Annotated in this window: 24 protein-coding genes; 18 read left to right on the top strand and 6 right to left on the bottom strand. The window is 71.4% G+C overall.

Annotation, left to right across the window (positions count from 1 at the left end; translation table 11 throughout):
- Positions 1-11: 11 nt before the first annotated feature.
- The 3 genes from PIR02_08310 (at position 12) to PIR02_08300 (ending at position 6,242) form a co-directional block, all read left to right on the top strand.
- Positions 12-1,535 carry a family 43 glycosylhydrolase gene (locus PIR02_08310; protein ID WZH38666.1) on the top strand — a complete coding sequence of 508 codons (1,524 nt, stop codon included), beginning with the start codon at positions 12-14 and terminating at the stop codon, positions 1,533-1,535.
- Positions 1,532-4,372 (top strand): family 78 glycoside hydrolase catalytic domain, encoded by a 2,841-nt coding sequence (locus PIR02_08305; GenBank protein WZH38665.1) that lies wholly within the window; start codon positions 1,532-1,534, stop codon positions 4,370-4,372. The genes PIR02_08310 and PIR02_08305 overlap by 4 nt, the downstream gene beginning before the upstream one ends.
- 85 nt (positions 4,373-4,457) lie before the next feature.
- Positions 4,458-6,242, top strand: coding sequence for a DUF5605 domain-containing protein (locus tag PIR02_08300; GenBank protein ID WZH38664.1), 1,785 nt, complete (start codon positions 4,458-4,460; stop codon positions 6,240-6,242).
- Positions 6,243-6,706: 464 nt separating this feature from the next.
- Here PIR02_08300 and PIR02_08295 read toward each other — a convergent pair whose 3' ends face one another.
- Complete coding sequence (locus PIR02_08295) at positions 6,707-7,045, bottom strand: helix-turn-helix transcriptional regulator (GenBank protein WZH38663.1); 339 nt, start codon at positions 7,043-7,045, stop codon at positions 6,707-6,709.
- A gap of 133 nt (positions 7,046-7,178) precedes the next feature.
- Between PIR02_08295 and PIR02_08290 the strand changes: the two genes are divergently transcribed.
- The 5 genes from PIR02_08290 to PIR02_08270 all read left to right on the top strand — a co-directional run bounded on the left by PIR02_08290 (position 7,179) and on the right by PIR02_08270 (position 10,270).
- Positions 7,179-8,126: an NmrA/HSCARG family protein gene (locus PIR02_08290; GenBank protein ID WZH38972.1), complete on the top strand. Its 948-nt coding sequence runs from the start codon at positions 7,179-7,181 to the stop codon at positions 8,124-8,126.
- 55 nt (positions 8,127-8,181) lie between these two features.
- Entirely contained in the window at positions 8,182-8,619 is a 438-nt protein-coding gene (locus tag PIR02_08285) for a MerR family transcriptional regulator (GenBank protein WZH38662.1), read from the top strand.
- Entirely contained in the window at positions 8,558-9,022 is a 465-nt protein-coding gene (locus PIR02_08280; protein WZH38661.1) for a VOC family protein, read from the top strand. Before PIR02_08285 ends, PIR02_08280 begins: the two co-directional genes overlap by 62 nt.
- 112 nt (positions 9,023-9,134) lie before the next feature.
- Entirely contained in the window at positions 9,135-9,779 is a 645-nt protein-coding gene (locus PIR02_08275; GenBank protein WZH38971.1) for a GntR family transcriptional regulator, read from the top strand.
- Positions 9,776-10,270, top strand: a complete 495-nt coding sequence (locus PIR02_08270; GenBank protein ID WZH38660.1) for an OsmC family protein — start codon at positions 9,776-9,778, stop codon at positions 10,268-10,270. The genes PIR02_08275 and PIR02_08270 overlap by 4 nt, the downstream gene beginning before the upstream one ends.
- 36 nt (positions 10,271-10,306) lie before the next feature.
- On the opposite strand, the gene PIR02_08265 is transcribed toward PIR02_08270, so the two are convergent.
- Both PIR02_08265 and PIR02_08260 read right to left on the bottom strand, forming a co-directional pair.
- A complete protein-coding gene (locus PIR02_08265) occupies positions 10,307-11,242 on the bottom strand; it encodes an arginase family protein (GenBank protein WZH38970.1) in 936 nt (311 codons plus the stop codon).
- Between the two features lie 69 nt (positions 11,243-11,311).
- Positions 11,312-12,040 (bottom strand): FCD domain-containing protein, encoded by a 729-nt coding sequence (locus PIR02_08260; protein ID WZH38659.1) that lies wholly within the window; start codon positions 12,038-12,040, stop codon positions 11,312-11,314.
- A gap of 106 nt (positions 12,041-12,146) precedes the next feature.
- Between PIR02_08260 and PIR02_08255 the strand changes: the two genes are divergently transcribed.
- The 8 genes from PIR02_08255 to PIR02_08220 are packed head-to-tail and all read left to right on the top strand — an operon-like array spanning position 12,147 to position 20,711.
- Positions 12,147-13,517, top strand: a complete 1,371-nt coding sequence (locus tag PIR02_08255; protein WZH38658.1) for an MFS transporter — start codon at positions 12,147-12,149, stop codon at positions 13,515-13,517.
- Positions 13,514-15,265, top strand: a complete 1,752-nt coding sequence (locus tag PIR02_08250; protein ID WZH38657.1) for a dihydroxyacetone kinase family protein — start codon at positions 13,514-13,516, stop codon at positions 15,263-15,265. The genes PIR02_08255 and PIR02_08250 overlap by 4 nt, the downstream gene beginning before the upstream one ends.
- Positions 15,262-15,732, top strand: a complete 471-nt coding sequence (locus tag PIR02_08245) for a ribose-5-phosphate isomerase (protein WZH38656.1) — start codon at positions 15,262-15,264, stop codon at positions 15,730-15,732. The genes PIR02_08250 and PIR02_08245 overlap by 4 nt, the downstream gene beginning before the upstream one ends.
- Positions 15,732-16,499 carry a triose-phosphate isomerase gene (locus PIR02_08240; GenBank protein WZH38655.1) on the top strand — a complete coding sequence of 256 codons (768 nt, stop codon included), beginning with the start codon at positions 15,732-15,734 and terminating at the stop codon, positions 16,497-16,499. The genes PIR02_08245 and PIR02_08240 overlap by 1 nt, the downstream gene beginning before the upstream one ends.
- Positions 16,496-17,290, top strand: coding sequence for a TIM barrel protein (locus tag PIR02_08235; GenBank protein ID WZH38654.1), 795 nt, complete (start codon positions 16,496-16,498; stop codon positions 17,288-17,290). Before PIR02_08240 ends, PIR02_08235 begins: the two co-directional genes overlap by 4 nt.
- Positions 17,287-18,162, top strand: a complete 876-nt coding sequence (locus tag PIR02_08230; GenBank protein WZH38653.1) for a phosphogluconate dehydrogenase C-terminal domain-containing protein — start codon at positions 17,287-17,289, stop codon at positions 18,160-18,162. Before PIR02_08235 ends, PIR02_08230 begins: the two co-directional genes overlap by 4 nt.
- A 10-nt stretch (positions 18,163-18,172) precedes the next feature.
- Positions 18,173-18,931 (top strand): SDR family NAD(P)-dependent oxidoreductase, encoded by a 759-nt coding sequence (locus PIR02_08225; GenBank protein WZH38652.1) that lies wholly within the window; start codon positions 18,173-18,175, stop codon positions 18,929-18,931.
- 1 nt (position 18,932) lies between these two features.
- Positions 18,933-20,711 carry a hypothetical protein gene (locus tag PIR02_08220; GenBank protein WZH38651.1) on the top strand — a complete coding sequence of 593 codons (1,779 nt, stop codon included), beginning with the start codon at positions 18,933-18,935 and terminating at the stop codon, positions 20,709-20,711.
- Between the two features lie 38 nt (positions 20,712-20,749).
- Here PIR02_08220 and PIR02_08215 read toward each other — a convergent pair whose 3' ends face one another.
- The 3 genes from PIR02_08215 to PIR02_08205 form a co-directional block, all read right to left on the bottom strand.
- Positions 20,750-21,061 (bottom strand): transcriptional regulator, encoded by a 312-nt coding sequence (locus PIR02_08215; GenBank protein ID WZH38650.1) that lies wholly within the window; start codon positions 21,059-21,061, stop codon positions 20,750-20,752.
- Positions 21,058-21,489: a chemotaxis protein CheY gene (locus PIR02_08210; GenBank protein WZH38649.1), complete on the bottom strand. Its 432-nt coding sequence runs from the start codon at positions 21,487-21,489 to the stop codon at positions 21,058-21,060. Before PIR02_08210 ends, PIR02_08215 begins: the two co-directional genes overlap by 4 nt.
- 99 nt (positions 21,490-21,588) lie before the next feature.
- Positions 21,589-22,323, bottom strand: a complete 735-nt coding sequence (locus PIR02_08205) for a GAP family protein (protein ID WZH38648.1) — start codon at positions 22,321-22,323, stop codon at positions 21,589-21,591.
- A gap of 70 nt (positions 22,324-22,393) precedes the next feature.
- Here PIR02_08205 and PIR02_08200 point away from each other — a divergent pair, with 70 nt between their 5' ends.
- Positions 22,394-22,978: a TetR family transcriptional regulator C-terminal domain-containing protein gene (locus PIR02_08200; protein WZH38647.1), complete on the top strand. Its 585-nt coding sequence runs from the start codon at positions 22,394-22,396 to the stop codon at positions 22,976-22,978.
- Positions 22,979-23,027: 49 nt separating this feature from the next.
- A complete protein-coding gene (locus tag PIR02_08195; GenBank protein WZH38646.1) occupies positions 23,028-23,807 on the top strand; it encodes an aminotransferase class IV in 780 nt (259 codons plus the stop codon).
- The last annotated feature ends 14 nt before the right edge of the window (positions 23,808-23,821 follow it).

Here is a 23,821-nt window from a genome sequence, read left to right as displayed (position 1 = left end):
CCCCGAGGACCATGACGACCCCTGCCGCTCTCCCCAACCCGCTCATCGCGGGCTTCCACCCCGACCCGTCGGCCGTCCGCGTCGGCGACGCGTGGTACCTGGCGACCTCGACGTTCGAGTACCTCCCCGGCATCCCGATCCACCGCTCCACCGACTTCGTGGAGTGGGAGCTCATCGGCCACGTCGCCACGCGTCCGGGGCAGCTCGGTGTCGAGAACGTGCCGACGGCGGGAGGGGCATGGGCCCCCACCCTGCGTCACCGCGACGGGGTCTTCCACGTCGTGGTCACCGACGCGATGGGCCGCGGCATGCTGCACTTCACCGCGACCGACCCCGCGGGTCCGTGGAGCGACGGCGACCTCCTCACGACCCTCGACGGGGCGCGTTCGCTCGACGGGATCGATCCCGACATCGCATGGGATGCCGAGGGCACCGCGTACATCACGTACTCGGGGCTGATCCTCGGGGGTCCGGACGCGGGCACGCACACCGGCATCCAGCAGGCCCGCGTCGACCTCGACACGCACCGCGCTCTCGAAGAGCCGCGGTCGCTGTGGTCCGGCGTCGGCGGCATGTTCCCCGAGGCACCGCACCTGTACGAGATCGACGGGCGCTGGTACCTGCTCATCGCCGAGGGAGGGACCGAGCGCGGGCACGGCGTCTCCCTGGCCCGGGCGGACTCCCCGGAGGGCCCCTTCGAGGCGGCCCCCGGCAATCCGCTCGTCTCGGCGCGGTCGACGACCCGGCCCGTGCAGAACACCGGCCATGGCGATCTCGTCGTCGGCCCCGACGGCGACTGGGTGTGCGTGCTCCTGGGCGTCCGCCCGCGGGGCATGACCCGCGCCTTCTCGGCTCTGGGCCGCGAGACCTTCGTCACGCGCGTCGCCTGGCAGTCCGACGGCTGGCCCACGATCGAGCCCGTCCCTCTGAACCCGCGCCCGGGCGCCCGCGTCGAGGTCGCCTTCTCGCCCGACGCGCCCCTCGACGGGGAGTGGATCGCCGTGCGTGCGCTCCCCACCGAGCACGCCGACCTCGCTTCGCGGCCGGGGTGGCTGCGTCTGGATGCCGACGGCTCGTCGCTCGGAGATCCGCGCCCGGTCTTCGTGGGACGACGCCAGGTACAGCTCGCGCAACGTACCTCGGTGCAGGTCGATGTGTCGGCGGGGATCGGCGGTCTGGCCGTCCGGTACGACGAGCGCTTCCACGTCGAGGTCGAAGCCGGCGCGGGTGAACTCGTCGCCCGGGCTGTCGTGGGCGACCTCGTCCAGGAGTGGCGCCGCCCGCTGTCGAGCCCCACGACGACCCTGCACATCGACTGCGGTCCCGGGTCGTCGGCGGTGAGCTTCGCCCCCGCCATCCACGCGCTTCACCTCGCCGCCACCGTCGACGGCGAGAGGATCGACCTGGCCGAGATCGACGGGCGCTTCCTGTCGTCCGAGGTGACCGAATCGTTCACGGGGCGCGTCATCGGCGTCTACGCCCACGACGGCCGGGTCGACGCGACCCACTGGATCTCCGAAGGAGACGACGCATGACCGCTGACACCCGCGTGGCCACCGTGCGAGCCGAGCTGCGCAGCGACTCGCCGTTCGTCGCCACGTCGACCCCGCGCCTGACGTGGCGCACGGAGACGACCACCCCCGACTGGGTTCAGGCCGGCGCCGAGGTCACCGACGGCGGGGCCACGGTGACGCTCGAGGGAGCCGAGTCTTCGCTGGTCACCTGGCCGTTCGTTCCCCTCGCCCCCGGCGAGCGCCGCGAGGTGCGCGTGCGGGTGCGCGGCGTCGATGGGGTGACCACCGACTGGAGCGATCCTCTCGCCGTCGAGGCGGGCTTCCTCGCCCCCGACGAATGGGTCGCCGAGCCGATCGGCCTCGCAGACCCCGAGCGCGAGGCCCAGCCCGCGCTCGTCCGCAAGACCTTCCACCTCGATCGGACCGTCCGCCGCGCGGTGCTGCTGTGGACCGCCCTCGGCAGCGCCGAGCCCGAGATCAACGGCCACGCCGTGTCCGACGACGTCCTGGCCCCGGGCTGGACGGCGACGCGGGACCGGCTCGTGCACGAGAGCGTCGACGTGACCGACCTGCTCGTCGTGGGCGACAACGTCGTCGGGGCGACGCTGGCCGGCGCCTGGTACACCGAGCGCTACGGCTTCTTCACCTTCACCGACCGGATCTACGGCGACCAGCCCGCGTTCCTCGCGCAGCTCCGGGTCACCTTCGATGACGGCACCGTCGAGACGGTCGCCCCCACCGGCGCGGCCTGGACCGCGTCAGGCGAGACCGAGATCGTCACGAGCGGCATCTACGCCGGCGAGCATCAGGATCTCCGCCTCCGCGCGCCCTGGTCGACCCCGGATGCCGTGGCCTCCGGCGACGAGCGAGGGTGGGCGCCCGCGCGGGTGGGCGTCGTCGCCCGCCCCGGTTACGAGAACGTGCCCGTACCCGAGGCACGGATCGCCGAACCGGTGCGTCGGCATGAGAGCCTCCCCGTGAGGGCGCGTCTCGCGACGCCGTCCGGCGGAGAGGTCCTCGACTTCGGTCAGAACCTCGTCGGGAGGCTGCGCCTGCGGGTGAGCGGAGCCGCGGGCACGATCGTGACGATCCGCCACGCCGAGGTGCTCGACGAGGACGAGCTCGCCCTCCGCCCGTTGCGCAACGCCACAGCCACGGCATCCTTCGTCCTGTCCGGAGGCGACGACGTTCTCGAGAGCCGCTTCTCGTTCTACGGCTTCCGCTACGCCCAGGTGACCGGGATCGACGTGGACGACGCGGGGGTCGAGGCGGTCGTCCTGCACAGCGACATGGAGCGCACCGGGTGGTTCTCGTCGTCGCACGAGATGCTGGACCGGCTGCACGAGAACGTCGTGTGGGGCATGCGCGGCAACTTCCTCGCGCTGCCGACCGACTGCCCGCAGCGCGACGAGCGGCTGGGGTGGACCGGCGACCTGCAGGTGTTCGCCCCCACCGCGTCGTTCCTCTACGACTGTGACGGGTTCCTCACCTCGTGGCTGCGCGATCTCGCTCTCGAGCAGGAGCGCGTCGGCGGCATCGTCCCCCTCGTGATCCCCGCCGCCCTGCCCTCGTTCGCCGGGGGCGGCCCGGTCGCGGCATGGGGAGACGCGGCGACCGTGACGCCCACCGTGCTGCACGAGCGGTTCGGCGACCGCGAAGTGCTCGCCGCCCAGTACCCGAGCATGCGCGCGTGGGCCGACGCGGTACGGGCGGATGCCGGGGAGTCCGGACTCTGGGCCGGCCGGATGCAGCTCGGCGACTGGCTCGACCCGAGCGCGCCGCCCGACCAGCCCGGCAAGGCCAAGGTCGATGGCGACATCGTCGCGACGGCGTACTTCGCGCGGTCGCTGCGCCAGGTCTCGGAGGCCGCCGCCCTGCTCGGGTACGACGACGACGCGACCACCTATGCCGAACTCGCGGAGCGCAGTCGCGCCGCGTTCGTCGCCGAGTACGTCACTCCCGCCGGACGGATGATGAGCGACGCCCCGACCGCGTACGCCCTCGCCCTCGCGTTCGAGCTCGTCCGCGACACCGAGACCCGCGCGGCCCTCGCCGACCGGCTCGCGGCTCTCGTGCGCGAGAGCGGGTACCGCATCTCGACCGGCTTCGTCGGCACCCCGATCATCGCCGACGCCCTGAGCGACGGCGGACACCACGACGCAGCCGAGCGCCTCCTGCTGCAGACGCAGTGCCCCTCGTGGCTGTACCCGGTGACGCAGGGGGCGACGACGGTCTGGGAGCGCTGGGACAGCCTGCTCCCCGACGGCTCGGTGAACCCCGGCGAGATGACCTCGTTCAACCACTACGCGCTGGGGGCGGTGGCCGACTGGCTGCACCGCACGGTCGCGGGGCTCGCTCCGGCCGTGCCGGGCTATCGCCGCCTGCGCATCGCTCCGCGGCCGCTCGCCGCCCTCGAGCGCGCCTCGGCCCGGCACCGCACGCCCTACGGCCTCGCCGAGGTGTCGTGGGAGCGCGAGCCCGGCACCGACGTCGTACGGATCCGCGCGACCGTTCCGCCGAACACGACCGCGGAGGTCGTGCTCCCCGGGGTTCTCGTCGAGGGCACCGCCCCGGCGGAGGTCGGCTCGGGCGCGCACGAGTGGCGCGTCACTGTCCCGCCCGCGCCCCCGCGCCCGCCCCTGCCGGGCCTCGAAGCGATGCTCGCCGACGTCATCGACGACCCGCGCGCCTATGCCGCGCTGATCGAGGCCCTCGAGGAGACGGCTCCCGAGCGCGTCGAGGCGGTCCGCTCCGGCACCGTCTGGGGTGCCGGCCGGCCGCTGGCCAGCGCCCTCATGTTCACCCCGCCGCACGTGCTCGAGCGCGTCGACCGCGCCGTCCGCGACGCGACCGCCTGACCCGCGGCATCCGCCGCATCCGTCGCCGGGCGCACCCCACCCGACCCCACGCCGAGACCCCGCCTGACGCTCCCGAGGAGACCCCATGTTCGACCGCCGCTCCACCTTCGGCGAAGCCCTCGACCATCCCGGCGCCCGCGCGGTGCTCGAACGCCTCATGCCCGGATTCGCCGCTTCTCCCATGGCGGCGCAGTTCCGCGGCGGTCGGCTGGGCTCGCTCATCGCGCTCGTCCCGTCGCTGGAATCCCCCGAGGCGCGGGCGCAGCTCTGGGCGGAGCTCGCCGAGATCGGCGAGGGGGCAGAGCGGCCGGCGTATCTCCCCGCGATCGCTCCCGACCCCGCCTACGAGGGCGACGACGTGGAACGCGCGTCGGCCACGGTGCGCCCTGTCGCCGCGGCGAGTCGCTGGGGCGTGCTCGAGGTGCGCGTCGACGGGCCGTCGCACGGCAACCCCTTCGTCGACGTCGACCTGCACGCCGAGTTCACGCGCCCCGACGGCTCGACCGTCCGCGTCGGCGGGTTCTACGACGGCGACGGCGAGTGGGTCCTGCGCGTTCTCGCCGACCAGGAGGGGCGGTGGACGTTCGCGACCGCCGCGACCGCGCGATCGCTCGATGCCCTGCGCGGCGAGGCGCAGGTCGGTGCCGCCCGCGACGGCGCGCACGGACCGGTCCGCGTCGACGGCTTCCATTTCGCCCACGCCGACGGCACACGCCATCGCCCGCTCGGCACCACGGCCTACGCCTGGACCCACCAGCCCGACGCCCTCCAGGAGCAGACGCTGGAGACCCTCACCGACGGGCCGTTCCGCAAGATCCGCATGTGCCTCTTCCCGAAGTCGTACCTCTTCAACGCCAACGAGCCCGACGATTTCGTCTTCCCCGGCTCGCTCGAGAGCGGCTTCGATCTCGAGCGCTTCGACCCCGCGCACTTCCGCCGCCTGGAGCGGCGTATCGCGCAGCTCGATGAGCGCGGCATCGAGGCCGACCTCATCCTCTTCCACGCCTACGACCGCTGGGGCTTCGCCGACCTCGGACCCGCCGTCGACGACCGCTACGTGCGCTACGTGGTGCGGCGTCTGGCTGCTTTCTCGAACGTGTGGTGGTCGATGGCGAACGAGTACGACCTCGTCTGGGCGAAGGACGAGGACGACTGGGAGCGCCTCGCCGCGATCGTCGGCGACGAGGACCACGCCCACCATCTCAACTCGATCCACAACTGCCGTCCGTTCTACGACTACTCGCGCCCGTGGATCACGCACGTGAGCATCCAGCGCGTCGACGTGTACCGGACGGCGGAGAACACCGACGAGTGGCGCGAGCGCTGGGGCAAGCCGGTCGTGATCGACGAGTGCGCCTACGAGGGCGACATCGACCAGGGCTGGGGCAACATCACGGGCGAGGAGATGACGCGCCGCTTCTGGGAGGGCGCCGTCCGCGGCGGGTACGTGGGCCACGGCGAGACATACCTTCCGGCCCCCATGGGTGCGGCGGAGACTCCGGATGCCGCGGGCTCCGACAGCGAGGTGCTCTGGTGGGCGAAGGGCGGCGTGCTGCACGGCACCTCGCCCGCGCGCATCGGCTTCCTCGAGCGGGTGCTCGCCGAGGTTCCGGGCGGCGTTCTCGACCCGGCGCCCTCGGACTGGGACGTGCCCTGGGCGCAGTCCCCCGACGGCACGGTTCGGGTGGCGTACTTCGGCTTCAACCGCCCGCGCTTCCGCAACGTCGTGCTCGGGGAGGGCGACTGGGTCATCGACGTCATCGACACCTGGAACACGACGATCGACCGGGTCGACGGCATCCATTCGGGGACCGCCCGCGTGACGCTCCCGGGGCGGCAGTTCATGGCGATCCGGCTGTCGCGCGTGTGAGAGAGGCGCCCTCCCTCCCCCGTCCGCTCGCTTGCCGCAGATGGTCAACGCCGCAGTCGCGAGGCGCCAACTCGGGGCAAACGATGCACCGCCCAGGAACGCTCACTTGCCGCACATGGTCAACGCCGCCTACCCCAGGCGACAGGGCGGGGCACACGACGGGGGCGGCACGGCGCGGCGAATGCGTCGAGAGCGTCGAGGATCTCCTCGCTCCGCCAGACGCGACGAGCTTGTGCTCCGCCCTCGAACGGACGATGCCCGCCTCGACGAGCGCCCGCAGCGGCGGATACACGTTGGGTGGTGAACCCTCACGCCGGTGCCCCTCGACCCGGGCGAGCGACTGCTCGCGTCCTCGTTCAGGGCCCTGTCCGCGCGACGATGGGGGGCGCCCGGAGAGCTGAGGTGCTCGCGTCCTCCCGTGACGCCATGCTGTTGGGTCCCAATGGGCTCGTTCTCCCCGCCGCTCACCCCCGCAGGGCGTCGGAGAGGCGTGCCATGGCCTGGGCATCGCTCTTGTAGTGCGTCCATTTCCCGATGCGCGTCGACCGGACGAGGCCCGCGCGTTCGAGGGTGGCCATGTACGACGAGACCGTCGATTGCGCCAGGCCGGACTTGGCTTGCACGTGACTCACGCACACGCCGAACTCGTCGCGGTCGGCGATGGGCTCCCATTCCGCGAACTCCACGTGGGGGTCGCTCAGCCAGCGCATGATCTGCCACCGCACGGGGTTGGCGAGCGCCTTCAGACCCGTCACGACGTCCGGATATCCGGGATCCGACGGTGCGGCGTCGCGGTTCGACATGCTGACGCTCCTCCCGCGATGACCGGTTTCCTTCTCATTCTCTCATGGGGTAGCGTCCCATATCGACACATCGCATTACATCGATATGAATGATCGCCGCGAGGGCGGTCACAGGAGGAGACGCATCGTGGGAATGGACAGCCGACCGATCGTGGCGGTCGCCGGGGCGACGAGCAAACAAGGGCGCAGCGTGGTCGCCACCCTGGTCGACAGCGGAGAATTCCGTGTTCGAGCGCTCACGAGAGACGTCTCGTCGAAGCAGGCGAGACGTCTCGCCGAACGAGGCGCCGAGCTGGTCGAGGCCCCCCTGTCGCCCGGCCATCAGGGAGCACTGGCCGACGCTTTCCGCGGCGCCGACGCCGCTTACCTGATGACACCCCCGGTCTCGCCCCCGTCGTCCGACGAGTTCGAGCTCGGACGCCAGCTCGCCGATGCAGCCGTCGACGCAGGTGTCTCCCATCTCGTCTTCAGCACGCTCGAGAACGTCGATGAGCGCAGTGGGCACACGCTGTTCGCACCACACTTCACCGACAAGGCCCTCGTCGCCGACCACATCAGACGTCTGCCCGTCGACCACACCTTCGTGATGCTCTCGTTCTTCTACACGAACGCGCTCGAGTACTACGCGCCGACCGTCGAAGGCGACACCGTCCTCATGCCCTTCTACCTGCCCGAGGACTTCCGCGCCCCGTTCGTGGACCCCCTCACCGCCACCGGACCGGCGGTCCGCGAGATCCTCAGCCACCCGGAGCGGTACGCGGGTGCCACCCTGCCCATCGTGGGCGAGGTCATCTCCCCCGCCGAGATGGTCGAGGCCTTCTCCCGCGTGACGGGCCGCAGAGCGGAGTACCGCAGCGCGTACTCACGAGACGAGCTGACCACCTGGTTCCCGGAGCTTGATGAGCAACCGCTCGTCGCCGACGAGGTGCACGGAATGGCCCACTACGCCGTCGAACACGGCTACTTCGCGCCGGAGCGCGACCTGACCTGGAACAGATCGATCGATCCCGGCGTCCTCAGCTGGCAGCAGTTCCTGCGCACCTCGGGATGGCGCGGAGACCGGGTCTCGTTCGGCGGATGACGACCGCTCGCACGAACCCAGACATCGGCCGGGCAGGAGTTGGGAGAATCGACGCGTGCGAATCGGAGAACTCGCCCACCGGACGGGCGCGAGCGTCAGAGCCCTGCGCTACTACGAGGAGCAGGGTCTGCTCGCTCCCCAGCGGACCTCGGCGGGGCAGAGGCTCTATCACCCCCACCACGCGAGTGTCGTCGCGACGATCCGGGATCTGTTCGACGCGGGATTCTGCAGTTCGGTGATCGCCACCCTCCTTCCCGCGCTGACCGAGCCGGGGGCGTCGACCGCGGGCCTGCGCGAGGCGTTCGACGCCGCGGAAGAACGCCTCGCGAGTGAAAGGCGAGCGATCGACCGGGAGACCGCGGCCCTTGCCGCGCTCCGCGCGCGATGGGAGCTTGCCCCTGACGCCCACGTCAGGGGCGAGAGTGGGGACCATGACACCCTCCACGACACCGAGGCAGCTGCGTTTGATCATCGAGACAGACGACTTCGATGAGGCCCTGCGCTTCTATCGCGACGTCTTGGGGATGCCCGAGCAGGCCGCGTTCGCCACGGACGGCGATGATCGCGTCGCCATCCTGCACGCCGGCGTGGCCACGATCGAGCTCGCCACCTCCGCGCACGTGAACAGCATCGATGAGATCGAGGGGATGCCGCCCTCCGCCGCACCTTCTCTTCGCATCGCTCTCGAGGTCGCCGACACCGCGGCGGCCGTGTCACGTGTGGCCGCGGAAGATGTCACAGTCCTCGCGCCGCCCACCCGCACGCCCTTCCGCTCGCTCAACGCTCGCGTCCAGGGCCCCGCCGGGTGGCAGGTCACGTTCTTCCAGGAGCTCGAGCCGCTCGAGCAGCGACGAACGCGCCCGGGCTTCCTGACGGACGACGAACGCGACCGCTGAAGGGCACCGGAGCTGAGCGTGTCGATGTCACCACGTGCTCCGCTGTCCGCGTCGGGCTCCATCCGGCTTATTGCACACAATAAACCTTATTGCATGCAATAATCACGTGGTGATGGTGTACGAATCGCTCCGGGCCCTGGTGATGACGGGCCGCATCGGCGAAGACGAGCGGGTCGCCGAATCCCGGCTGGCCGAGCAGCTGGGGGTCAGTCGCACCCCGGTGCGGGAGGCACTGCAGCGGCTGGAGAGCGACGGGCTGGTGCGAGCACAGGGACGCGGGGTCCGCCTCCGCATCCTCAGCGCGGATGAACGTGCCGAGCTGCATTCGGCACGCGCCGGCCTCGAAGGCTGGGCCGCTTATCTGGCGGCGCAACGAGTGGCTGGCGGGGAGGTCACCCCGGCTCGTCTCGCAGCACTGGATGCGCTGGCTGACCAGACGCATGAGCTGACGATGTCCGGTGATCTCGCTCGCGCGGTCGAAGCGAACCGCGCATTCCACGAAGCGATCGCCGCGCTCGCCGACAATCCGGTGATCAGCGGCACGCTCGGGCGCTGGTGGGACCAGATCGTCCTCAGCACGCGGCGCAGCCTGAGCGCCCCCGACCGCACCCAGGTCGTGCACACCGAGCACGAGGCCATCCTCGACGCACTCCGCGCCGGCGATGCCCCGCGGACGCGAGCGGCCGTCGAAGCCCACGCACTCGCCACCCGTGACGCGTCGGCCGCCAACTCACCCGAGACGAGGAGCACCCCGTGACCACACACGACTACGAGATCGCGCTGACGTGGACGGGCAACACCGGCACGGGCACCAGCGCATATCGGGGGTTCTCCCGCGATCACAGAGTGACCGCCGCGGGGCCCGGGGTGATTCTCGGATCATCCGATCCCGCTTTCCGCGGCGATCCCGGCCGATGGAACCCCGAGCAGCTCTACCTGTCGTCGATCGCGCAGTGCCACATGCTCTGGTACCTTCACCTCGCCACGCGGGCCGGCGTGATCGTCACCGCCTATGAGGATCATCCGACGGGGGTCATGGTCGAAGAAGCGAACGGGGCCGGGCAGTTCGAGAGCGTCACTCTCCACCCGACAGTGACCGTCGCGGCCGGGAGCGATGCCGCGGCGGCGGCGCACCTCCACGAGCAGGTCGGCGACTACTGCTTCATCGCCCGGTCCATCAGGACGCCGATCCACCACGAGGTCGTCGTTCACGTGGAAGCACCCGCGACGGCGGCCGAACCCGGGTGATCGACCCCTCCCGCGAGCGGCGGCCTCCGCGCGCGGTCACGCGTGCGCGGCTCCGCGGGGCTGGGCACGCTCGTTCGTGACGGCGGCACCCAACGCACTCAGCCCGTCGCTGATGACGTCGGTCAGGATGCGCGCGCGGGAACCGTCGGGGTCGAGGTCGGGGTCGAAGACGGTCACGGAGGCGCCCCGCGCGGAGGGCGCCAGCGCAGCCAGGAGGTTCGTCAGCTGCGCGGCATCGATCCCCCCGGGGTCGGGACTGTCGACGGCGGGCATGACGGTGGGATCCAGCACGTCGACGTCGACGTGCAGCCAGTACCCGCGCCCGGCGACGCGACGGAGGTCGTCGGCGACGGGCCCGTGCCCCTGCTGGAGAAGGAGGGACGCCGGGACAACGCGGGCGACCACGTTCCGGGCCTCCTCGGCGTGCTCGTCGTTCGCCCGATGCCCGAAATGGGCCACGGTCGACGCGTCGAAGTACGGGGAGAGGCCGTCGATGTCCGCCAGCGCGGGCCAGTGCCGCCCCACTGCGACCGCGAGGTCTTCGCCCGCGACGCTGGCGCAGTCTTCGCTGTTGCCGGGATGACGGAAGTCGGTATGCCCGTCGAGGTGCAGCAGGCCGGCGCGGCCCTCTCGGGCGCAGGCGACTCCCGCCGCCAGAAGGATGCTGCAATCGCCGCCGATCACGAGGGGCGCGCGCCCCGATGCCCACACGTCGTGGATGCGGTCCGCGAGACGTCGGGTGTGCTCGACCAGCCGCTCCTCGTTTCGCACGCGCCCCGGCGCACGCGTGACATCGTCGTCCACGTACCGCCCGGCGAGGACGACGCCGCCGTCCCGGGCGCCACGAGCGGCGAGACGATCGAAGAGACCGGCCTCCCGCAGTGCCTCCGGGGCCTTCGACGTCCCCGGGACGCTCCCCGGCTCCGGTGGCCGGAGACCGAGGTTGGTGGGGGCTGACACGACGGTGATCATCTTCTCGATCTTGCCCTGCCGGACGACGTCACGCCGCCCCGTCACCGAGATTGCTGCCGCACCCCGGCATCAATCGCCCACGAGACGCGCGGATGCCGTCGTCATGTGCACGGCCATCGCGGATGCCGCGGCGTCGGCGTCGCGGTCGCGGAGGGCGGCGAACACGGCCTCGTGCTCGGCGACGGCGGTGCGTGCGTCGTCGGCGGAGTGCACGGCGCGGTCGGCGTAGACCTGCAGCAGCGCGCGAACGACGTGCAGCTGGTCGAGCAGGAGCGCGTTGCGGGCGGCCGCGCCGAGCGCATCGTGGAACTCGCGGTCGGCGCGAGCGAACGCACGGAGGTCGTCGACGTCGGAGCGCATCTGCTCGAGGGCGCGCCTCAGTCGTTCGAGGTCCGCGGCGTCGGCCCGGTCTGCGGCCAGGCGCGCCACGTAGATCTCGAGTCCCGAGCGGACGTCGAGCAGCTCGCGAGTGTCGTTCTCGCCGATCAACAGGCCCCATCGCAGGGTCTGCGGCAGCATGTCGCTCGCCGCACCTCGCAGGTACGTCCCCGACCCCGGCCGCACGTCCACGATGCCGAGGATCTCGAGGGCGGCGAGCGCCTCGCGCACCGCCGAGCGCCCGACTTCGAGCGTCGCGGCCAGTTGGCGCTCCGGGGGGAGTCGCGTCCCCGGGGGCACAGAGCCGTCCGTGAACAGATCGAGCAGCCGGCGCGCGACCTCGCTCACCGGCGTCCCGGCCGGCAGGGCACCGAGAGCGGCGGCGAGATCGTCGCTGCGGGCGGCGGGATAGGCGGGCACCTCCCCAACTTATCGGGCGCTCTCACCTGCCCGTACTTGCAATTGGTCAACCGGTTAGCCAATATGGAGGCGCGCGCCGATGCGTCATGGATCGAACGGAGTCATCGTGGACACCCCCACTCCCCCCGCGGCAGAACAGGACGTCGCCCGCCGCGCCATCCGCAAGGTGGCCTGGCGACTGGTCCCCTTCGTCGCCCTCATGTTCTTCATCAACTACCTCGATCGCACCGCGATCGGCTTCGCCGCCCCCAACGGGATGAATCAGGACCTCGCTCTGAGCGCCGCACAGTTCGGGTTCGCCTCGGGCGTCTTCTTCGTGGGCTACATCCTGCTCGAGGTGCCCTCCAACCTCGCGCTGCACCGCTTCGGCGCCCGCCGGTGGCTCGCGCGCATCATGGTGACGTGGGGCATCGTCGCCCTGCTGTTCACCTGGGTGCAGAACTTCGAGCAGTTGGTGGCGCTGCGATTCCTGCTGGGCGTCGCCGAAGCGGGGTTCTTCCCCGGCGCGATCCTCTTCCTGAGCCTGTGGGTGCCCGCCGCGCATCGCGGTCGCATCCTGATGCTCTTCTACCTCGCCCAGCCGCTCACGACCGTGATCGGAGCACCCCTGGCAGGGGCGCTCATCCAGCAGCACGGTATCTTCTTCGGGCTCGAAGGCTGGCGCTTCATGTTCTTCGGCGTCGCGATCCCCGCGATCGTGATCGGCGTCATCGCGTGGTTCTATCTCAAGGACAAGCCCGCGGATGCCGGTTGGCTCGCCGCCGACGAGAAGGAGTGGCTCACCGCGGCCCTCGCCAAGGAGTCCGCCGAGACGGCCGAGGGTCAGAAGCACGTCTCCGCGCGCTTCGCCTTCCGCAGCGGCCGTGTCTGGATGCTCTCGTTCATCTACTTCGGCTTCATCTACGGCCTGTACGCCCTCGCGTTCTTCCTCCCGACGATCATCGACGGGTTCCAGCAGCAGACGGGGAGCACCTTCGATGTGTTCCAGAAGGGCGTGATCACCGCGATCCCCTACGTCCCGGCGGCGATCGCGATGTACTTCTGGTCGCGCGACGCCTCGCGGCGCGGCCTGCGCACCTGGCACATCGTCGTCCCCGCCCTCGTCGGTGCCGTCAGCATCCCGCTGGCCCTGTTCGCGGGGTCGCCCGCGTTGACGATCGCCGTGATCACGCTCACCGCGATGGCGATCTTCGCCGCGTTGCCGAACTTCTGGACGCTGCCGACGAAGTTCCTCACGGGCGCTGCGGCGGCCGCGGGTGTCGCCCTCATCAACACGATCGGCAACCTGGCCGGCTTCAGCGCGCCGTACGTCACCGGCGCCGTGCACGACTGGACCGGCGGGTACGAGGTGCCGATGTTCATCGTCGGCGCCGTGCTGCTCGTCTCGGCCGTGCTCATGGCGGTCCTCGCCCGCCGCACGGTGACGGCACCCGCGCCGGTGCGTGAGTCGGCTCCCACCGGGGAGCCCGCGCGATGACCCGCCTGTGGAACGAGCCCGCGGCGTTCGCGGACGAGATGATCGACGGTTTCGTGGCTGCCAACGGCCGATACGTGCGCCGCATCCCGGGTGGCGTCGCGCGAGCGACGACCTCCCCGGCCGGCCAGGTGGCGGTCGTGGTGGGCGGCGGCTCCGGTCACTATCCGGCGTTCGGCGGCCTCGTCGGCCCGGGTCTCGCGCACGCCGCCGCGATGGGCAACCTCTTCGCCTCACCGTCGACGCAGCAGGTGCACAGCGCGGCGGTGGCGGCCGACAACGGCGGGGGCGTGTTCTTCGCCTACGGCAACTACGCCGGCGACGTGCTCAACTTCGACGCCGCGCAAGACCGCCTGCACCGTGAGGGGATCGACGCGCGAACCGTCACGGTCACCGACGACATCTCCTCGGCACCTCCCGCCGAGCGGCACCGCCGACGGGGCATCGCGGGCGACCTCACCGTGTTCCGCGCTGCCGCCGCCGCCGCGGAGCGCGGAGATGACCTCGCGGGAGTGGCCCGCGTAGCCGCCCTGGCGAACGAGCGCACCCGCTCCTTCGGCGTCGCCTTCACCGGCTGCACGCTCCCCGGCGCCGAGGCGCCGCTGTTCACCGTCGCCGAGGGACGAATGGCGGTGGGGCTCGGCATCCATGGCGAACAGGGGATCGACGAGACCGGGATCCCGACGGCCGACGGACTCGCGGAACTGCTCGTCACGGCACTCCTCGACCCCGCCGAGCTCCCCGACGGGGTGACCTCGGTCCGTGGCGCGCGCGTGATCCCCGTGCTGAACGGCCTCGGTTCGCTCAAGTACGAGGAGATGTTCGTCGTCTACCGGCGCATCGCGCAGCTGCTCGAAGACGCCGGGATCGAGATCGTCGACCCGCACGTGGGTGAGTACTGCACCTCGTTCGACATGGCCGGCACGTCGCTGACCCTCTACTGGCTCGACGACGAGCTCGCAGCGCTGTGGGAGTACCCCGTCGACACTCCCGCCTACCGGCGCGGAGCCGTCACGGCGACGGAGCGCGTCGACACGAGCGCGACCGTCGTCGACGTCTCCGAGGAGATCCCGGATGCCGACGACGCCTCCCGCGCGACGGCGCAGACGGTCCGCCTCGCGGTCGCGGCGATCGCCGACACGATCGACGCGCACGTCGACGAGCTCGGACGTCTGGATGCCGTCGCCGGCGACGGCGACCACGGGATCGGGATGCAACGCGGAGCCCGCGCGGCTCGTCTCGCGGCCGACGCCGCTGCCGAGGCGGGCGCCGGCGCCGGCACGACGCTGCGGCACGCGGCGGATGCCTGGGCCGACCGCGCCGGCGGAACCTCCGGTGCCCTCTGGGGGGTGATTCTGGGATCGATCTCACGCACGCTCGGCGATGCCGGCGCCCCGACCGGAACCGACGTGGCATCCGGAGTCTCCTCGGCGTCGCGCGCGGTCACCGACTACGGCAAGGCCGAGGTGGGCGACAAGACCCTCGTCGATGCGCTCGTCCCCTTCGCGACAGCTCTCTCCCACGCGATCGACGGGGGCGCCGCCCTCCCGGTGGCGTGGGCCTCCGCCGCCGTCGCGGCGGATCGCGCCGCCGCGGCGACCGCGGATCTCCTGCCCCGCAAGGGCCGCGCGCGCACCCATGGCGAGCACGCCGTGGGCACACCCGATCCCGGCGCTGTCTCGCTCGCGCTCATCACCACCGCGGTCGCCGACGTCCTGGCCACCGCTTCTGAGAAGGGAACCCCCTCATGACCTCTCCCCTGCGCATCGTGATCGGCTCCGACGACGCCGGCTTCGACTACAAGGAGATCCTCAAGCGCGATCTCGAGGCGAGCGACGGCGTCGCCTCCGTCACCGACGTGGGCGTGGACGCCGAAGGGCACACCCCCTACCCGACCGTCGCGATCGAGGCGGCCTCGCGCGTCGCGAACGGCGAGGCCGACCGCGCCCTGCTGATCTGCGGGACGGGGCTGGGGGTGGCGATCGCGGCCAACAAGGTCCCCGGCATCCGAGCGGTGACCGCCCATGACTCCTTCTCCGTCGAGCGCGGCGTGCTCTCCAACAACGCGCAGGTCCTCACGATGGGGCAGCGGGTCGTCGGCATCGAGCTCGCGCGACGCCTCGTGCGCGAGTGGCTCACCTACCGTTTCGACGAGTCGTCGGCGAGTGCCGAGAAGGTCGCCGTCCTCACCGCGTACGAGAACAGCGGATCCTGCTGATGACCGCGCCGGTGTGGGTCGGGGTGAGCCTGAAGACGTACTTCGGCCACGCCCGCGCGCGCGCCTGGATGAGCGAGGTCGCCGGCCTGGTCCGCGACGTGCCCGCGATCGGCTCGGGGGCCGTGCGGCTGGCCGTCGTGCCCACCTACCTCCAGATCCCCGCGGCGCGAGAGGCCTTCGCCGGTACCCCCGTGCTGATCGGCGCACAGGACGTCTCGGCGTATCCGGCCGGCGCTTTCACCGGCGAGATCGCGGCATCCGAACTCGCGGAAATCGGCGTCACCGTCGCCGAGATCGGCCATGCCGAGCGACGTCGGCTGTTCGGCGAGACCGACGCCGACACCGCGGCGAAGGCCGCCGCAGCCCTGACCGCGGGCCTCACTCCCCTGCTCTGCCTCGGCGAGACCGAGCGGACGGTCTCCGCCGTCTCCGCCGACGCGGTCGTGGCGCAGCTGCACGCGCGCCTGGCGGGCGCACCCGCGGGAGCGGTGACCGTCGCATACGAGCCGGTGTGGGCGATCGGCGCGGAGTCACCGGCATCTCTCGAACACATCGTCGCCGTGACGCGGGCCCTCCGCGGCGCCCTCTCGGCCCTGCCCGAGCGCGCGGGCAGCGAGGTCGTCTACGGAGGTTCGGCGGGGCCGGGACTCCTGACGCAGCTGGGCGACGCCGTCGACGGGCTGTTCCTCGGTCGCTTCGCCCATGACCCCCGACAGCTGCGACGCGTCATCGACGAAGCCGCCGACCGCGCGGGGGCGATCGCGTGATCGGTCTCGGAACGTATGCGTTCTTCTGGCAGCACTCCGATCTCGCCCCCGAGCCGCTCTCGCTGCGCGGCGCCTTCGAAGCCACCCGCGGCCTCGACGTCGAGTTGTTCCAGATCTGCGACTACGGCCCCCTCGAGCACATGGGCGACCGCGCCCTGCACGAGGCATCCGCGGTCGCCCGCGACCTCGGACTCACGGTGCAGCTCGGCACGAAGGGCATCACCCCGGAACGCCTGCAGCTGTTCCTGCGTCTGGCCGAGATCTTCGACGCGCGCCTCGTGAGATCGATGCTGCGGGGTCCGGAGGGGACACCGTCCACGTCCCAGGCGGAGAGCTGGCTCGCCGACGCCATGCCCGCCTTCGAGAGTGCGGGCGTGACGCTCGCCCTCGAGACCTACGAGCAAGTCGCCACCGCCGACCTCGTGGAGCTGGTGTGGTCGGTGTCGAGCGAGCGCCTCGGGCTGTGCCTCGACCCGGCCAACGTCGTGGCGCGACTCGAGCAGCCCACGGCGTGCGTCGAGATGTGCGCCGAACTCGTCGCCAACGTGCACGCCAAGGATTTCGCCTTCCACCGCCGCGACGGGTGGGTCGGCTTCGAGTACACCGGTGTGCCGATGGGCACCGGACTCCACGACTACCCCCATCTGCTCGACACCGTCCGCCCGCGCGAGCGCGGCATCGACGAGATCGTCGAGCACTGGCTCCCCTGGCAGGGGGATGCCGAGACCACCCTCCGCCTGGAGCGGGAATGGACCCGTACCGCCGTCGACTACCTGAGGAGCACCCCGTGACCGACGTCACCCCCACCGACACCGCCCGCCTGCGTATCGCCGTCATCGGCGCCGGAGGCAAGATGGGCACGCGTGTGTCGAACAACCTCGTCAAGACCGATCACCTCGTCGCCTATGTCGAGACCTCCCCCGCCGGGCAGGAGCGCACGCGCGCCGCCGGCCGGGAGCTGACGGATGCCGCGACCGCGGTCTCCGACGCCGACATCGTCGTGCTGGCCGTCCCCGATCTCGCGCTCGGCCCCGTCACCGCCGACCTCGTCCCGCAGCTGAAGTCCGGCGCGATCGTGCTGACGCTCGATCCGGCCGCCGCGTATGCGGGTCTGCTCACCACGCGTGACGACGTCATCCAGGCCGTCGCGCACCCCTGCCACCCGTCGGTGTTCTTGGAGCGCACGACGAAAGAGGAGTGGGCCGACACGTTCGGCGGGATCGCGGCCCCGCAGGACGCGATCGCGGCGATCGAGTCGGACGACCCCGCCAAGAAGGCCATCGTCGAAGAGACGGTGCGCGCCATCTACGCGCCGGTCATCGACGTGCACTGGGTGAGCGTCAAGCAGCTCGCCCAGCTCGAGCCCACGCTCGTCGAGACCGTCGCGTGCATGATCGGCGCTCTCCTCAACGAGGCGCTCGACGAGGCGATCCACACCATGGGCGTGCCCGAGGCGGCCGCGCGCAGCATCCTGTACGGCCACACGCAGGTGGCGCTCGCGAACGGCCTGCGCGGCGACAACCCGTTCAGCGACGCGTGCCTGATCGCGATGGACTACGGTCGCGAGAGCATCGTGAAGGACGATTGGAAGAAGATCTTCCGCGACGACGAGCTCGACAAGAACCTCGCGCGCATGCTCCACCTCGACCACATCGCGCGCTGAGGACACCGCCATGACCAGACTCCAGGGAAAGACGGCGCTCGTCACGGGCGCGGCCACCGGCATCGGCTTCGCCGTGGCCGCCCGCTTCGCGCGTGAGGGTGCCCGCGTTCTCATCGCCGACAGAGACGCGGATGCCACGGCCGCGGCCGTCGCGCGGATCGGCGAGGCCGCGCGGGCAGCGGTCCTCGACATCTCCGACGAGCGGTCCGTGGCCGAGGCCTTCGACGACGCCCGCGCTGCGGGGTGGACGCCGGACGTCGTCGTGGCGAACGCCGGCGTGCAGCTTTTCGGGCAGGACGCGCCGATCGCGGATCTCGATCTCGCCGCGTGGCAGCGGACGGTCGACGTGAACCTCACGGGGACCTTCCTCACGCTCAAGCACGCCGTCCGCGCCATGCTGGCGGCGGGCGGCGGCGGGTCGATCATCGTCACCGGCAGCCCCACGGGGCTCACCGGTGAGGGCCGTGCGTTCACCGCGTACAGCGCGACGAAGGCGGGCATCCACGGCCTGGCCCGCACCGTCGCCGCGGCGTACGCCGACCGTGGCATCCGTGTCAACACCGTCGTCCCCGCCTACACCGAGACGTCGCTGGTGACCACCATCACCGACGACCCCGAGGCCCGCGCCGCGATCATCGGGCGCATCCCCCTCGGCAGGGCCGGCGCCCCCGAAGACGTCGAGGGCATCATGGTCTTCCTCGCCTCCGACGATGGCGCGTTCGCGACCGGCTCGCTGTTCGCCGTCGACGGCGGCATGTCGACGCTCTGACATGGGGTGGGCGCAGCCGGGACGGGCGTGGACGGGAGGCCGATGGTCGCTCGATCTCCGCGACGATGAGCTCGCCGACGTCGCCGTCGACGGGGTCGTCGTGCTCCGCAGCGTCCGCCTCGTGCTGCGCGACCGCGACTGGGGCACGATCGACCTCGACCTCGAGCGCTACGAGATGGAGCCTGCGGGACTGACCCTGTCCGTCCGCGGCGGCGGGATCGTCGGAACCGTCGCCGTGCGCATCGACGACGAACGCCTCGAGGTCGTCGCCGACGTGACCGCCGAGCGCGACGTCGACACCAATCGGTTGGGCGTGGTCGTCTTGCATCCGCTCGGGGTGGCGGGGGCGGCTCTCGCGGTGACGCACACCGACGGCGGTGTCGAGCGGACCCGCTTCCCCCTCGCGATCAGCCCGCACCAGCCCGCGCGCGACATCGCCGCCCTGGCGTGGGAACACCGCGGTCTCGCGGTGTCGGCGTCGTTCGAAGGCGATGTCTTCGAGATGGAGGATCAGCGCAACTGGACCGACGCCTCGTTCAAGACGTACAGCCGCCCCCTCGACCTGCCGTTCCCGTATCGGCTCGCCGCAGGGACGCGCGTCCGGCACGCCGTCGTGGTGCACGTCTCCGGGCGGGCGAACACGACCGCGGCCGAGGACGACGAGGTGACCCTGCGCACGGCGGGAGTGGTTCCCGCGATCGGCGTGGGCGCCGCGACGGCGCCCGACCCCGCTCCGCCCGCGACGCCGCCCGCGATGCCGCTCGGCGAATTCGTGCGCGTCGAGCTCGACCTCGCCTCCCCCGCGTGGCCCGCCGCCCTCGAACGCGCGGCGACGACGGGGCTGCCGCTCGATGTGCGTCTCGTCCGCGCATCGCCCGCTGACCTGCACGAGGCCGTCCCGACCCTGCGCGATCTGCCCGTGCGCACGATCGGCGCGTTCGCCGGCGACGGGGTTTCACAGCACGTCTCGGATGCCACCGTGGTCGACGCGCTGCGGAAAGAGCTCGCCGCCTCGCAGATCGACGTACCCGTGGTGGGCGGTGCCCGCACGCACTTCACCGAGCTCCACCGCGGACGAGCTCTGCTGCCCGACGACCTCGACGGCGTCTGCTTCGCCCTCACGCCGCTGTTCCACTCACCGACGACGGCGCAGCTGGTGGAGTCGCTCGCGGTGCTCCCGCTCATCGCGCGTCAGGCCGTGGACCTTGCCGGGCTCCCCGTCCACGTGGGGCCGGTGACTCTGCGTCCCCACGTCGACGCCGTCGCCACCACCCCCGAGCCGGTCCCGGCCTCCCCCGACCTCCGTGACGGTTACGGCCCCGCCCTGATCGACTCCACCGATCCGCGCCAGAGCGCACCCGAGCTCGCGGCCTGGACGATCGCCGCCGTGGCCGGACTCACCGCACCGGGCGTCGCATCGGTCGCGCTGTTCGAGGAGTGGGGGCCGCGTGGCATCCGGTCGTCCGAGGGTGAGCCGTTTCCCGTCGCGGCGGCCCTCGATGCGCTGTCAGCACTCGCGGGCGCACCCGCCGAGGTCGGCCATACGGCGGATGGGCGCGTGTGGATCCTGCGCGCGCAGACGTCGAGCGGACCGGTCACGCTCGCGGCGAACCTCGACGAGGTCGCGCGCACGGTCACGGTGCACGACGGCGAGGCGGCCGAGCTGACCATCGCGGCCGGCGCCTGGTGCCGCCGGGACGGAAGGCTTCCCTCTGTCGGACGACCGCTTCCGGGTGAGGGCGCGACAGCGGCGCCGGCTCCGACGGGCGCAGGGCCGTGACGGCCGGCGCGCCGGGGCTGCCGGCGGTGAACCTCACCTCAGCCCGCGGAGCCGGCGATCTCGCGAAGCGTCGCGAGGTGGGTGCGCCAGGCCGCGCGCCCGTCTTTGGTCAGGGTGAGGGACGTACGCGGCATCTTCCCCGCGAACGTCTTCCCCACCGCCAGATAGCCCGCCGCCTCCAGGGTCGACACCTGCTTGCTCAGCGCGGAGTCGGTGATCTCGACGGCGTCCCGCACTTCCTTGAAGCTCAGCGTGCCGGCTCGATCGAGAGCGGCCAGGATCGAGAACCGGACGGGATTGAGCAGCAGGTCGTCCAACCGGTGCCGCGGGTGCTGCGCAGCGGTCGTCACGAGCGGGCCTCGAGCGCGGCGCAGACGAGGGCGACGACGAGGACGAGGCCGGAGGCAAGGGCCGCGAGCACGACGGAGCCGTGCGCCCAGATCACCACCGACAGGGCGAGCGCGTACGTGACGAACCAGGCCACGATGTAGGTCGTCCAGCGACGACCGCGCGCGAACGCCGCCCGACCCTGGATGCTGATCACGAAGAAGAGGATGAGTGCGAAGGCCACGGCCACCGTGCCGACGTAGGCGAGACCGAAGGAGTCGCCGGTCGTAAGGGCCATGCCGAAAGTCCCCATCGCCGTCGCGACGCCCAGGGCGACGATGAAGGTGATGTACGGCCACCGGGTCGCGTCGTGAGCGGAGCGGCTGAGCCGATCGGCTCGATCGAGAAGGTGCTGCGCTTCCGCGGGGGTGAGGGCGGGGTGAGTGTCCATGGTGGGGTCCTTTCGGTGACTCCATCATGACAAGTACTTTCCATATTGGCAACTAGTTGTCACCGTACTTCCTCGATCACGTCACGCGCTGCACGCCCCTCACGCCGGCGCCGTGAATTCCGAGATCGCGTGGACGACGAGGAGCACACCGACGATCCCGATGATCCACGCCGTCGTGCTCGTCGCGTGTCGAGTGAGCCATCCCTCGAGACGTCGCAGTGGTCGCTCGAGGGCATCGTGCGCCACTAGTCGCGCTCCGACGATGACGACGGCCGGCAGGACCATCACGAGGCAGTACCCCGCCAGCAGCGCTCCGGACAGCGGCCACCCCGGACCCTCGGTCGCGATGATGCCGATGGCGGCCAGATACGGGAGCATCGAGGCAGCTTCGACCGCCACGGCCGTGAGCGCCAGGGCCACCAGAGCGACGATCGATCCGCGATCGCTCGTCGCGTCTCCCATCACACGCCGGCGCCACCGCAGGAGCCGACCGCCCCCGCTCGCAGCCCGCTCCGCGGTGCGCGCCCGCGCTTTCTTGCCGTCCATGAGCTGACTCACGACCACGAGGGCGCCCCCGAGGACGATCTGTCCGACGAGGGCCACCGGCGTGTTCAGGGAGTCGCCGATGACATTGACGACGGCGCCCACCCCGACGAGCAGAGCAACACCGAGCAGGAAGTACGAGACCGTCACCGCTGACAGGTAAGTGGCGATCCGACCGAGTCGCACACGGCCCGGCGCGGTCAGCAGCCAGATCGGGATGAGGAGCGTGCCGAAGCTCATCGAGTCGACGAGCGCCAGGATCACGAGCGCTCCGAGACCGGAATCGAACATGCGGGCCCTTCGTTTCTTAGCACGGTCGTACTAGTCCGCGAATGTAGCACGGTCGTGCTAATTTGCTGTGATGCCCCGCACCCTCGACCTCGCGGCGCGCAAAGCACAACTCGCCGAGGCCGTCTGGCAGGTCATCCTCGACCGGGGCATCTCGGCGGTCTCCGTCCGCACCGTCGCCGAGCAGGCCGGTCTCGTCGTGGGATCACTGCGGCACGTCTTCCCCACCCGCGCCGAACTCCTGCAGTTCTCCGCCGAGCTGATGGTCGCCCGCGCCACCGAACGCATCCTCGCGACCCCGCGGTCGGGCGATCCGAGGGTCGACGCGCTCGCCGTCATCGAGAACCTCCTTCCCCTCACCCCTGACTCCCGGGCCGAGATGGAGGTCAACCTCGCGCTCATCGCCGAGTGTCCGGCACAACCGAGCCTGCGCGACGTCCGCGACCATGCCCATGCGCAGCTGCATGAGACGTGCGTGCGACTGGTGGAACTCCTCGCGGGACGCCCGCGCGACGCGGAGCTGACGACCACCGCCCGCCGCCTCCATGCGATCGTCGACGGGCTGGCGCTGCACCTCCTCCACGGCCAGCATTCCGACGCCGCCTGGGCGATCGCCATCGTCCGCGAGGAAGTGGCCGCCATCGCCGACCGACGCTGACACGTCGGACGAGGGCTCCGCCACTCCCCCACCGTCGTAGCGTGGAGACATGACCGCAACGCCTCCCGTGATCCTGATCGACGGCTCCGCGGCCACGGCGGCGCAGCTGGCGCACCTCGCCCTGGTCAACCACGGGCACTTCACCGCGATGCAGGTGCGCGACGGCGCCACGCGAGGGCTGGACCACCACTTCCTGCGGCTCACCGGCGCGCATGCCGAGCTGTACGGCACCGAGGTGGATGCCGCGCTGGTTCGAGACCGGATGCGAGTCGCCGTCGCCGATCACCCGGATTGCTACCTGCGCGTCACGCTGTACGAAGAGCGGCCGGGCGACGTCCGCATCATGACGGTCGTGCGCCCTCCCGTCGACGCGACCGACGCGCCCCAGGCCCTGCTTCCGGTGCCGTACGTGCGGCCGTTCGCGCACATCAAGCACGTCGGCGCGTTCGCGCAGATCCGCTACGGCGAGCAGGCCGAGAGTGCGGGGTTCGACGACGCTCTCCTCGTCGGGCCAGACGGCCGCATCTCGGAGACGACGATCGCCAATGTCGGCTTCCTCGACGCGGACGGCGTGGTCTGGCCGGACGGCCCGGCGCTGCACGGCATCACGTGGCAACTCCTCGACGAGCAGCTCGCCCGCGAGGGCCGCCCCGCGCGGACAGCTCCGATCACCCTGGAGTCCGCCGCACAGTTCACGGGCGCGTTCCTCGCCAACTCCATCGGCGTCTCCGCGGTGTCGCGCATCGGCGGGCACGAGTTCGCCCCGACACCGCGAGCCATCGCGGAGCTCGCTCGCCTGTACGCGGCCGTCGCGTGGGACCTTCTCTGACGCCGACGCGGTGG

Origin of the sequence: Microbacterium enclense (assembly GCA_038182865.1) — a bacterium.
GTDB lineage: Bacteria > Actinomycetota > Actinomycetes > Actinomycetales > Microbacteriaceae > Microbacterium > Microbacterium enclense_B.
This window is presented reverse-complemented; position numbering and strand designations above follow the sequence as displayed.